At 49.0% G+C, this 12,736-nt stretch carries 10 protein-coding genes; 2 read left to right on the forward strand and 8 right to left on the reverse strand.

Annotated features, from left to right (window positions below; translation table 11 throughout):
* The first annotated feature begins 23 nt into the window (after positions 1–23).
* Entirely contained in the window at positions 24–2,210 is a 2,187-nt protein-coding gene (locus NDI33_RS14665; protein ID WP_190679071.1) for a serine/threonine-protein kinase, read from the forward strand.
* Positions 2,211–2,276: 66 nt separating this feature from the next.
* On the opposite strand, the gene NDI33_RS14670 is transcribed toward NDI33_RS14665, so the two are convergent.
* From NDI33_RS14670 to NDI33_RS14705, 8 genes are all read right to left on the reverse strand, one after another.
* On the reverse strand, positions 2,277–3,284 hold the full coding sequence (locus NDI33_RS14670) for a DnaJ C-terminal domain-containing protein (RefSeq protein WP_190410723.1): 1,008 nt from the start codon (positions 3,282–3,284) through the stop codon (positions 2,277–2,279).
* 76 nt (positions 3,285–3,360) lie between these two features.
* Positions 3,361–3,876 (reverse strand): AAA family ATPase, encoded by a 516-nt coding sequence (locus NDI33_RS14675; protein WP_190679072.1) that lies wholly within the window; start codon positions 3,874–3,876, stop codon positions 3,361–3,363.
* 144 nt (positions 3,877–4,020) lie between these two features.
* On the reverse strand, positions 4,021–5,310 hold the full coding sequence (locus tag NDI33_RS14680; RefSeq protein ID WP_190410725.1) for a glucose-1-phosphate adenylyltransferase: 1,290 nt from the start codon (positions 5,308–5,310) through the stop codon (positions 4,021–4,023).
* 206 nt (positions 5,311–5,516) lie between these two features.
* Entirely contained in the window at positions 5,517–7,685 is a 2,169-nt protein-coding gene (ppk1, locus tag NDI33_RS14685; protein WP_190432756.1) for a polyphosphate kinase 1, read from the reverse strand.
* Positions 7,686–8,035: 350 nt separating this feature from the next.
* A complete protein-coding gene (locus tag NDI33_RS14690) occupies positions 8,036–8,245 on the reverse strand; it encodes a hypothetical protein (RefSeq protein ID WP_190432754.1) in 210 nt (69 codons plus the stop codon).
* A gap of 135 nt (positions 8,246–8,380) precedes the next feature.
* Positions 8,381–8,986: a superoxide dismutase gene (locus tag NDI33_RS14695; protein ID WP_190410728.1), complete on the reverse strand. Its 606-nt coding sequence runs from the start codon at positions 8,984–8,986 to the stop codon at positions 8,381–8,383.
* A gap of 227 nt (positions 8,987–9,213) precedes the next feature.
* Entirely contained in the window at positions 9,214–9,711 is a 498-nt protein-coding gene (locus NDI33_RS14700) for a TIGR00725 family protein (RefSeq protein ID WP_190430557.1), read from the reverse strand.
* Between the two features lie 164 nt (positions 9,712–9,875).
* Positions 9,876–10,760, reverse strand: a complete 885-nt coding sequence (locus NDI33_RS14705) for a 4-hydroxybenzoate solanesyltransferase (RefSeq protein ID WP_190679074.1) — start codon at positions 10,758–10,760, stop codon at positions 9,876–9,878.
* Positions 10,761–10,869: 109 nt separating this feature from the next.
* Here NDI33_RS14705 and NDI33_RS14710 point away from each other — a divergent pair, with 109 nt between their 5' ends.
* Entirely contained in the window at positions 10,870–12,531 is a 1,662-nt protein-coding gene (locus tag NDI33_RS14710; protein WP_190679076.1) for a Ppx/GppA phosphatase family protein, read from the forward strand.
* The last annotated feature ends 205 nt before the right edge of the window (positions 12,532–12,736 follow it).

A 12,736-nucleotide genomic window follows, 5' to 3' on the forward strand; every position in this document is an offset into this window, starting at 1 on the left:
CACAGAATTGCCCCAGGTTAATCATGCCCCTCTATTGCACCAAAGGACACGAGAATCCCATTGATGGTCGCTTTTGCCAGCATTGTGGCGAACCGCTACCTGCTGTGGTGAGTAATACTGTTTTACCGGGGATGACGCTGGGCGATCGCTATCGAATTGTGCGCGAATTGGGGCACGGTGGCTTTGGACGCACTTATTTGTCTGAAGACCTCAACCGCTTCAACGAACCCTGTGTTTTAAAGGAATTTGCCCCCAAGGTGCAAGGCACTTACGCTTTGCAAAAAGCTTCCGAACTGTTTGAACGGGAAGCGGGTGTCCTTTACAAGCTGAAACACCCGCAAATTCCCAACTTTCGAGAGTTATTTCGGGTAAACCAGCGAGGGAACGGACGCCTGTTTTTAGTCCAAGACTATGTGGAAGGTCAAACCTATCGCGCGCTTCTCGAAAGTCGGAAACATCAAGGAGCGCGGTTTAGCGAGCCAGAGGTACGGCAGATCCTGCTGCAAATTTTACCAGTTCTAGAATATATCCATTCGATGGGGGTCATTCACCGCGATATTGCCCCAGATAACATGATTTTGCGAGCTTCTGACCAACTGCCCGTCTTGATAGACTTCGGCGGCGTCAAGGAAGTCGCAGCCACCGTGGAATCGGAGTTTAGCGAGACACCAGGGATGGAAACGGCGACCATCCATACTCGGTTAGGTAAGCCCGGATACGCCCCCGATGAACAGATGCAACGGGGAATTGTGTCTCCCCATAGCGATTTATATGCTTTGGCGGCAACAATGTTGGTGTTGCTCACGGGTAAACAGCCGCAAGAGCTAATCGACGATGGAACGCTTTTGTGGAACTGGCGGCGGGACGTGAACCTTAGCCCTGCGCTGGGAGCAGTATTGGATAAAATGCTTTCACGACGACCGGGCGATCGCTATCAATCTGCCAGCGCCGTGCTACAGAGCCTTTCCTCTGCCCACCCGCCTGCCCCAGCACCCGATCTTCCTCCCACTCAGCCGCCCACCAAACCCCCGATGCCACCGACAATGGTGGTGGCTCGTGCCCAAATTCCCCCGCCCCCCCAGCCAATCGCCAACTCACCCCAGCCAATCCCAACCCCCCATCCATTACCACCCCCAACGCCCAATCCATTACCGCCGCCAACCCCCAAACCGCAATCTCCCTTTCTCGGTTTAGTGGGAAAAACTTTGGTCGTGTCGCTGCTGATTACGGGCGCGACTGGAATTGGCTGGTGGGCTGGCAATCTTTGGATACAATCACTATCGAAGTCTGGGGAAGAAACCTCCGACGCCACACCGTCACCTAGTTCTTCGCCGCCCGTCGATCAGGAAAATCCTTCCTCGCAGTTTTCGCCTGCGGAACAGGCACGCAAGCAACAGCTGCGCGATCGCCGTCAAAGTCTCGGCGTTAACTACAATTTCTATGTCAACTGGGTGAATGAAGTTTTCTGGACTCAGAACCCCAATCAACGAGGGCGCACGCTGGGGAATGGGCCAGAAAATGAGCAATTACGAGAGCAATGGGATCGGATCGCAACTGAATTGCTCGATAAGCTAGATCAGGCGAAATTACCAGGCGCAGCGAGACAGCGTTTAGGAAGCTATGGTGCAGCGGATCGCGATCGCTGGAAAGGGCAAGTCAACCAGCGAAACCTGAGCAGTCGCGCCCTCTACGATCTCGCAGATGTGGCATTTTTCCAAGTATTTCCAGAACAGCGGGGCAGAGATTTTATCAATCAGCCAGTCGGTCAAATCTGGCACGCGATCGCTGGGGAGAAAGTCAAAGCAGTGCAATCTCAAGAGGCGCTGGAAACAATTCGCTTTGCTCCAGGGGCAGTGGGCAAACGAGTCAGCGGCACCCTCCAACCAGGAGAAGGAAAAGCCTACATCGGCAACTTTGCCCAAAATCAATTATTAGCAGTTAACTTTACGGGGAGTTCAAAACTGCGGCTTTCCCTTTACCCCCCAACGAGTACATTTCCCCCAATCCTCGAAGACTCCACCGAAAAAACTTGGTCGGGAACCTTGCCTCAATCAGGCTACTACGAATTCATCGTTGTTTCCGAAGCTTCCCAGCCCGTTGATTATCAACTTGATATCGGCGTGGAAAACCCTCCGGCTCCCTCACCTGAACCGGCTGAAACGACCACTGCTTCTCCTGAACCGGCACAAACAACCACTCCATCCCCCTAAATGAAACCCCTTACTTCTTTGGGGGAGAGTAAGGGGTGGGGTTCAGATGAAAAGCTCGGATAACGTCTACAGCCGTACCTGCGGCAAATTGCTGCGGGGATTGAAGGTGCGGCTCTCCCGGATTTTCTCGTAATATTCTCGTTCCGTAGCACTGAGTTCTTTCGGCGTCACAATCAAAATCTTTACCAGCTGATCGGAACGTCCGCCTTTGGGGTTGGGCCAACCTTTACCGCGCAACCGCAGAGATTGTCCCGAACGGACACCAGGGGGAACGTTGACAGTGACAGAACCATCCGGCGTCGGCACTTCCACGGGTGCCCCCAACACGGCCTCATCTGGCGTTACCGGCACTTCGCAGACGAGATTATCACCATCGAATTGGAAGAACGAGTGGGGCAGCAGCTCCACGGTTAAGTACAAGTCACCCCGCTGCTGAGTATAGGGGCTGACTGAACCTTTGCCTTTGACGCGAATTCGACTGCCTTGTTTTGTACCCGGAGGAATCCGAACGTCAATGGCTTCATTGCCTAAATCTAAACGCTTCTGGACGCCATGAAAAGCCTCGGATAGGCTGAGTTTGATGACCGCTTCTCGATCGGCGGCTGCGGCGGCTTGCGGATCGAAGCCAGAATACCCGCCAAAGTCTGTATACCCAGTGGGGCCTGTAGAAGTGCGATAAGTCGTGCGGCGTCCAGCACGGCTGCCAGAACGGGCACTGGCACCCCCTAAACCGCCCAGGAGATCGTTGACAAATTCATCAAAACTGCCGTACTGACTAAAGTCAAAGCCGCCAAAATCAACGTTCACTCCGCCTGGATAGGGCGACGATCCTTCCCCGACTTGTTTCCAATACTGTCCGAACTGATCGTACTTTTTACGTTTTTCTGGGTCGGATAGCACTTCGTAGGCTTCGCTGACTTCCTTGAAGCGAGCTTCAGCTTCTTTGTTGCCAGGGTTCATGTCGGGGTGGTACTTTCGTGCCAGTCGCCGGTAGACTTTTTTGATTTCATCGGCACTAGCGGTTTTAGTAACTCCCAGGATGGCGTAATAGTCTTTAAAATCGGTCGCAGCCATCAACCTCCCTCCTCTCGTCTAAATATTTAGTTTAAGTTTTATTTTTTACCTTCTCAGAGATAGGGTATCAAATCAGTCAATGGATATAAGTTCGGCTTTTCCGCACTGAGGCGATCGCGATTTCCGTACTTGTCGCTGAGTAACGGATTAAACGATCGAGTCCATCAGCTAGGGTGGGCGGAGCGTCTACCAGTTGGCGATGCATCTGTAAAATAACTTCTTCCGGGACTTGGCGCAGTCTTAATCGATTTCTTTCTAGACATTCCTGCACTGGCGTATCCAGCCACAAGCCGGTAATGTGGGTAAAACCGCGATCGCGAGAAGTAGCGATCGCTTCCCGACGATGTTTACGAGCCGCATTCGTCGCGTCGAAAATCGCTTGTCTTTTCTCCTCAACTGCTTGGCTTAATTGGCGCTTTACTTCGCTCCACACCAACAGCCACGACCCTTGAATCGCTTCATCCCCAAACAGTTGTTCCCGGATTGCGTCTGTGGCAATCAGCCGATGCTGAGGCCATTCTGCTACGAGCTTTTGTGCCAGAGAAGATTTGCCGCTACCGGGCAACCCAATTAGGAGAATTAATCGAGTCATGTTTCGGTGTTGGGAGCGGGTAATTAGAGTTTTGAGTTTTGAGTTAAAGAGAGTTCTTTAATTCAAAACCCAAATTCAAACGCGAGAATCGCGTCTCTACTTCAACTTTTTCCCAATTAGCAACTCCCCGGACTAATTTCCATCCTAAATGACGGTTCCATCCGGAATCACGGCATTTTTCAGTACCACAACAATCCCGCTACGGATGTAGAAACCTTCGCTTTCGCGGTTGGCTTCTTCCACCCTGTCTTTGTTAATGATTTGCACATTGCAACCAATGTGGGCGTTTTTGTCAATGATAGCGCGGCGAATCCGGGTGTCCGAACCAATTCCCAAGGGAACTTTACCGTCTTCACAGTGAGCTTGTCGTTCGGCGAAGGGTTGGTATAAGTCGGCACCCATGACGAGGGAGTCTTCAATTAAGGAACCCGATTCAATGCGCGATCGCACTCCCAAAACTGAATGCTCAATCCGGCATTCTTTCAGGATGCAGCCTTCCCCAATTATCGACTCGGTGATTTGGCAATCTAACAGCTTACTGGGCGGTAAGTAACGAGCGCGAGTGTAAATCGGAGCATCCTCATCGTAGAAACTAAAAGGCGGCTGCGGTTGTCTGGTGAGAGCCAAGTTCGCCTCGTAGAACGACTCCATCGTTCCAATATCTTCCCAGTAGTCATTAAATAAATAAGCTTGAACGTTATAATCCTGCGCCGAAGCGGGGATAATCTCCTTACCAAAATCGGTTCGCTCTTGGTTAGTTTGCAGCAGATGCATCAGCACGTCTTTTTTGAAGACATAAATCCCCATTGAGGCGATGTAGGGATTTTTCTTCGCTTGTTCCGCACTCAATCCCAGCGTTGTCGTATCGACCTGCATCTCCTTGAGAGCATCGCCTTTAGGCTTTTCGCTGAAATCTATCACCCGTCCGGTATCATCGATTTTCATTAAGCCGAAATCGGACGCCCGTCGCTCATCCATTGGCACAACGGAGAGGGTGATATCGGCATTAGTGTCGCGGTGGCGTTGCACGAACTGGCGATAGTCCATGCGGTAGAGATGATCTCCTGACAAAATCAGGTACTCATCAACATCCCACTCATCCAACAGCCAGAGATACTGACGGACAGCATCGGCAGTGCCTTGGAACCAGTTGGGGTTTTCTGGCGTTTGCTGGGCGGCTAGCACCTCCACAAACCCTTCTGTGAACCCTGCGAAACTGTAGGCGCGGGCAATATGGCGGTTGAGGGAAGCTGAGTTGAATTGGGTCAGAACGTAGATTTTGTAAATTTCTGAGTTAATGCAATTACTGACCGGAATATCGATTAGGCGATACTTTCCTGCCAGAGGCACGGCTGGCTTCGCTCGCAACTTGGTCAGCGGGTAAAGGCGGGTGCCAGCGCCACCTCCGAGAATAATGCTTAGAACTTTTTTCACTTCAAACCTCTCGATTGCCAGTCAACTCCCAAAACCAGTGTCGGACGGTCTGGAGCAGTTGGCAAGGGGGGGAGGGGGAATCGATGTTAGGGGTTATGGATAATTCGGAAAAAGTTTCAAGGAATCAGTGTTGAGTTTTGAATTAAAGCACTCTTTTTTATTCAAAACTCAAAATTCAAAACTCAACACGCTCATTTCCCACCGCCCTATTGCAGTGCCATTTCCATCAAAATTTTCTGGGCACTTTGTTCTCTTTCCTTGTCACCGGGGTGGCGTTGGATGTAACGACCATCTGGTTGTAAATCCCAAGCGTGACGGTTATCGGCGAGCATAATTCCTAAGATTTCTTGTAAATCTTTAGAAATTTCGGGATCTTCTATTGGCGCGATCGCTTCTACTCGTCGATCCAAGTTGCGGCGCATCCAATCAGCACTGCCGATATAAACTTCCTCACTGCCAGCATTTTGAAAGTAAAAAATCCGCGAGTGTTCTAGATAACGCCCGACAACACTAATCGTCCGGATATTTTCACTGACTCCTTCCACACCGGGTCGCAGACAGCAAATTCCGCGGATAATCAAATCGATTTTTACCCCAGCGATGCTAGCTTCGTAAAGCGAGGCAATGAGTTGGGGATCTGTCAGTGAATTCATCTTGGCGACAATTCGACCGCTTTTGCCATGATGGCAATGTTCTATCTCGCGGCGGATCAAACTCAAAAAGCGATCGCGGCAGTTCACCGGCGACACCAACAACTTGCGGTAAGACCGTTGCCGCGAGTAACCCGTCAAGTAATTAAACAAATCCGTCAAATCCGCCCCCAAGTCTTCACGGCAGCTTAATAGCCCCACATCTGTATAAATCCGAGCGGTTTTGGGATTATAGTTCCCCGTGCCGATGTGGACATACCGGCGAATTTGGTTTTCTTCTCGGCGTACCACCAAAACCACTTTGGTATGCGTCTTTAAACCCACCAACCCATAGACCACATGAACGCCCGCTTGTTCTAACTTGCGTGCCCAGTTAATATTGTTCTCTTCATCAAAACGGGCTTTTAGTTCCACCAGAACCGCTACTTGCTTGCCATGCTCAGCCGCTGTAATTAGGGCATTGAGAATCGGCGAGTCCCCAGATGTTCGGTAGAGAGTCATTTTAATCGCCAGCACATTTGGATCGATTGCCGCTTGGGTAATAAAGCGCTGTACCGTTCCTCCAAAAGATTGATAAGGATGGTGAACCATCAAATCTGCGGTGCGAATGACCGAGAAAATATCTTCTCCCTCATCCAAATCTCCTTCACTGAGCCGCCGCAGGCGTGGGGGTATCCCTGGCGTCCACACAGGGTCTTTCAGTTCCGGGAGTGGCAATTGCATGAAGTACATCAAGTCTGCCAGCCCCAATAGCCCGTCCACCTCGTAAACATCCCGCTCTAACAGCCCCAGTTCCCGCATCAGCATCCCTTTCATGGATTCGGGCATTGAAGCTTGAATTTCCATCCGTACCGCCGAACCACCCACCCGACGTTTCCGCAGTTCTTGCTCAATCGCCAGCATCAGATCGTCGGCTTCATCTTCTTCCACCTCCAAATCTGCATTGCGAGTGATTCGGAAGGGGTGATATTCCTGGATATTCATCCCCGGAAATAGTGACTCTAGATTATGAGCAATCACCTGTTCTAGGGGCACACCCATCCAAATCAGGCGTTCATTCCGGAATCGTTCCTCTTCGAGTCCAGACGACCGACTTCCCAGCCCGGACTCCAACCGTAAGGGCAAAAATCGAGGTAAAACTTTTGGGACTTTCACTCTGGCAAACAGTTCTTCCCCCGTGTCTGGGTCTTTCACCACCACAGCCAGATTCAGACTGAGGTTAGACATATAGGGAAAAGGATGGCTGGGATCAACAGCTAAGGGGGTCAGAACTGGGAAAATTTGCTCTTCAAAATAGTTTTGCAGGTAAGCCCGCTGTTCCTGGTTCAGATCCACGTAGTCTAGAAGATGAATGCCTTGCGCGGTCATCAAGGGTCGCAATGCTTTCTCAAAGTGTTGATGCTGTTGTGCTACCAGAGGTCGCGCTGCCAAGCTAATCTCTTCTAGCTGGTCGCTTGGTGTCCGACCATCGGGCGTCAGCTGGCTCACTTTTGCTTCCACCTGTTGCTTAAGAGCAGCAACGCGCACCATGAAGTATTCGTCGAAGTTGGCACTAAAAATCCCCATGAATTTCAGGCGTTCTAGCAGCGGCGTCCGAGGATCGATCGCTTCATGCAAAACTCGATTGTTAAACTCCAACCAGCTGAGTTCGCGGTTGAAATAGTACTGCGGATGGTTTAGGTCAATATTATGGTGTGTTGCTGCGGTCTTTTTCGCTTTTGACATAATTCTAATGGCAGTCAGGCTGGCAGGTATTCATTGTTACTTGCAACACCAACCAGTGAATTCCATCTGAATTGATCGCAGATTCGCGCTGATTGTTTTAGCACTCATTTTTAAAATGCGCTTATCTTAATTCTGGCTGTGTTATTAATTCATCGTATCCTGACTTAGAGGACCCAAAACCTATCTACAGAAAGGCGTTAAATATCATGACCTCATGCAAAAGCGATAGGTTTATGCTCTCAAGGCAGGCTCCGGGCGAGCGATCGCTACTCCCTCCTTTAACTGGATACTTCACCCGCACGCGTTGCCAAGTCTCTACCCAGCTGACGATAGCGATTCGATGAGTTTTATTAACCAAATACCTCATCTTCCCTTCCCCGCCACCACTCACCCAGATTCATCAAGTCCTGATGAATATCTGCTAATTCTTGAACATATTCCTCTGGAGAGATAGTCGGGCGGCGTTCTTGGAGTTTTTTTAGCCGCAATTGCACTAATAGCCAAGGCTTGGAAATGCTATCTGTGGCTTCAATGTATTGGGCTAGTTCTTTGCTATCCATGATTTATCTGGTGTGAATTTATCTTCTTTAAAGATACAGGCAGCCGAAGTTTACAGATAATAAAAAAACAGCCACTACTAACGTGGCTGTTTTCCAGATGATTAAATTTGATGTAACTGAAACATCAGCTGTTATTTAAGCAGCAGCCGTTAAATTCTGGGCAACAAAGTCCCAGTTGATCAAGTGGTCAACAAAGTTCTGCATGAAGTTGGGGCGGCTATTCTGGTAATCCAGATAGTAGGCATGTTCCCAAACATCCATTGTTAGCAAGGGAGTTTGTCCGTAGGCAATCGGGTTTTCTGCGTTCGGAGACTTGGTTACTTTTAGGGTATCGCCATCCTTGATTAGCCAAGCCCAACCACTACCGAATTGAGTGCCTCCGGCATTTTTGAACTCTTCTTTGAATTTGTCAAGGCTACCGAAGCTGGCGTTAATTTTTTCCGCTAGTTCGCCACTCGGATTGCCGCCTCCATTTGGCTTGATGCCATTCCAATAGAAGGTATGATTCCATACCTGAGCAGCGTTGTTGAATACAGCAGCTTTGTCTGATGCTTTGTAGGTTGCCTTGATGATTTCTTCAAGCGACTTGTCGGCTAGTTCTGTGTCCTTAACTAGATTGTTGAGAGTGTTCACGTAAGCAGCGTGATGCTTGCCGTAATGGAACTCAAGTGTCCGCGCCGACATACCTGACGACTCTAAAGCGTCTTGATCGTAAGGTAAAGGGGGTAATTCAAATGCCATTGTGTTCAATCCTCTGCTAACTGCTTTCTAGCTTAAAACTAAGGGAGAAGTTTTTTCTTCTTAAGGATCTAAGTCTCGTCCGATCGAGGTTGCGATCGCTAGCGATATAAAACTTAACCACTGGATTGTACCTTAAAAGTCGAGAGACAGCCAAAATCAACGCTATGTGCCAATTTAGGCAGGACTCCCCACTAATTTCTCCCTGTTGCATCTACCCAAAGGGATAATTAATGGCGATCGCTCAAAACTCCTCTAACCATTTCGATTGCCGCTGCTGGAGTATTGGCAATCAAAATAGAGTCTTCAGACAAGCTTTGGAAAAAAGCTTTACTTTCTGGATGATTCGTTAATAAAATCACTTTTTTATAGTTCTTCAAAGCCAGGGCAATTTCTGAAGCGGTTCCTGCACCCATGCCGCAGGCAATCACAACATCAGAAGAAAGGACATTAATATTATTTCTCGCATTTCCCATATCGGTAACAATTGCAATATCTACAGCATCAGAAACCGCGCTGGTATCGTTAGTGGGAAGAATGCCAATTGTTAAACCATTAGCAAATTTTGCCCCTTTACTCGCCGCATCCATCACACCAGCATTTCTGCCACCAGTCAGCAAAACCCATCCTTCTTGGGCGATGAATTGACCGAGTTTATAAGCGTTTTCTAAGTCAGTTTCTGTGGCGTTGGCTCCTGGTCCCATAACGCCAATTAGGGTTTTTTTCATGGCAAGCTGACCTTACTCCTAAGCGTTGAAATTTTTAACGCCGAGGTACGCAGAGTTTTACGCAAAGGTAGGCAAAGTAATAGAAGTGCAATGAATTAGCATTTTCCTCAGCGTATCTTTGCGATCGCCTTTGCGTTCTTTATCTTCAAAAAACTTACTCAAACCTACAGAGAACCAACAATCATTCCAGCCAGTAAAACAAAACCAATCCAAACATTTTGGCGAAAAGTTTCCCCATATACTGGCGTTGGGATATCTTTCCGGCTGAGTCGAGAATATTGCCAAATCCAAGCTAAGGTTGCCAAACTCAAAGCGATCCAAAAGCTAAGCTTTAGATCCATCACAATTCCCAGCCATTCAAGCAAAATAACCGTGCTAGTAAAGAAGACACCAACAGCTTCAGCCGCATAATTGCCAAAAAATAAAGCGCTGGAATTAATGCCAATCCGCCGGTCATCTTCCCGATCTGACATGGCATAAACGGTGTCAAATCCAAGTGTCCAGAGTACCGTCGCGCCCCATAAAATCCAGGTGGGTTCTTCTAGCTTGGCAGTTACAGCAGTCCAGCTAATCAGCACGCCAAAACCCCAAGCAATCGACAGCACTAGCTGAGGCACTGGAAACACCCGCTTGGCGGTGGGATAGAAAATAATTACGGGAACTGCCGCCACGCACAACCAGAAAGTAAGGGAATTAAGGTAGAGTGCGAGAACCCCAGCGCAACTCATCGCTACCAAGGCAACGACGATGCCAGTTTTGACCGACAAAGCGCGAGAGGCGAGGGGACGCGATCGCGTTCTTTCTACTTGCGGATCGATATCCCGATCCCACAAATCATTGACAACACACCCGGCAGCACTGGTCGCTAAAGTACCCAGTACAATCACGCCTACCAGCGGCAACGGTGGCTTTCCTGCTGCTGCCAGAAAGACCGCCCATAGTGCCGGAATCATCAATATCAGGCGTCCTGCTGGCTTATCCCATCTCAAAAGCCGGACGACTGTAAGCCAGGTGGGTTCTGTTTCTTTATGTTCTTGCTGGGTCAGCATGGTCTAGAAAAATGAGTATCCAGAAATATCATTAATCACATCTTTATCCCCTATAGAATATCCTTATTCATCAAATCTCGGCTGGTTCTGCAACCCTGGATACATCGAAATGGTCAATTTAGTTGCCAACGCTAAAGATAATTCTGCGGGTGTTTCAACTCCTAGCGTGGATCGAGATCGGATTCTCGCCGCGATTGACTTAGGTACCAATTCCCTGCACATGGTAGTCGTGCAAATTCAACCAAAGCTGCCTGCTTTTTCGATTATTGCTAGAGAAAAAGACACGGTGAGACTGGGCGATCGCGATAAAAAGACGGGCAATCTGACACCAGCGGCAATGGAACGAGCGATCGCGGCGCTAAAGCGCTTCCAGGGAATTGCCCAAAGTCTCAACGCCGAACAAATAATCGCCGTGGCAACCAGTGCGGTAAGAGAAGCCCCCAACGGGCGAGACTTTTTGAAACAAGTAGAATCAGATTTAGGCTTATCTGTCAATCTAATTTCCGGTCAAGAAGAAGCCCGGAGAATCTACTTAGGCGTGCTGTCGGGCATGGAATTGAACAACCAACCCCACATCATTATTGACATTGGCGGCGGTTCGACCGAGTTAATTTTAGGGGATAGTCACGAACCGCGATCGCTCAGCAGCACTAAAGTCGGTGCCGTCCGACTAACCGCAGAATTGATTACCACAGATCCCATCAGCAATGGCGAATTTCAGTCCCTACAAGCTTATGTGCGCGGACAGCTAGAACGAGCCGTTGATGAATTGCGGGCAGTTCTCCAACCAGGGGAACAGCCGCGTTTAGTGGGAACGTCCGGGACGATTGAGACGCTGGTGACGATACACGCGCGAGAAAAACTAGGTACTAACCCCTTTTCGCTAAATGGCTACCAGCTGAGTCTTAATGACTTGAGAGACTTAGTGAATCGCTTGCGAAGGCTCAATTACTTAGAACGAGCCGCCATACCAGGAATGTCAGAGCGGCGGTCAGAAATTATTGTTGCCGGGGCGGTTATTTTACAAGAAGCGATGACGCTGCTAGGCGCTGAATTGCTAACGGTCTGCGAACGGAGTCTCCGCGAAGGAGTGATCGTCGATTGGATGCTCGCGCACGGCTTGATCGAAGACAAGCTGCGCTACCAAAGTTCTGTACGCGAGCGTAATGTAATCAAAACCGCCCGTAAATACGGCGTTAACCTGGAATACGCTCAGCGAGTCGCAGAATTTGCCCTTAGCTTATTTGACCAAACCCAAGGCATCCTCCATCACTGGGGTTCAGAAGAACGGGAACTACTTTGGGCAGCCGCAATTTTACACAATTGCGGACACCATATCAGTCATTCTTCCCACCACAAACACTCTTTTTACTTAATTCGCAACGGTGAACTTTTAGGCTATACGGAAGCCGAAATTGATGTAATTGCGAATTTAGCCCGCTATCACCGCAAGAGTGCGCCGAGGAAAAAGCACGAGAACTATCAAAATCTGCCGACTAAACAGCACCGACAGATCGTTGCTCAGTTGAGTGCCTTGCTCAGATTGGCAGTTGCTCTCGACCGGAGGCAAATTGGTGCAATTCGGCAAGTGCAGTGCGAATACAACGCGGAAACTAAAGAACTTCAGCTCCACATAAAACCCACTCAGCCAGATGATGATTGTGCCTTAGAAATCTGGAGTTTAGATTATAAAAAAGACGTTGTTGAGGCAGAATACGGCATTAAACTACTGCCGGTTTTGAACGCTCCTGCTGTTCCAATTAGCCAATAGCTCAATAAAGAGCTTTTCGAGCAATCGTCAAAAATCAAAAGTCTGCGTCTCAAATAACACGGAATCTTCAAGCTTTGAAACGATCTGGCAAATAAAATCCCGGCTCTAAAATTTCCAGTTACTCAGCTAAGGGAGGAAAGAGAATACTAGTTCATATAGCTACAACAAAGCCGTTTACTGCCGCCATTGAGCCGGGGTTGAGGAA

The organism is Trichocoleus sp. DQ-A1 (assembly GCF_039961955.1).
Classification (GTDB): Bacteria; Cyanobacteriota; Cyanobacteriia; order Cyanobacteriales; family FACHB-T130; genus FACHB-T130.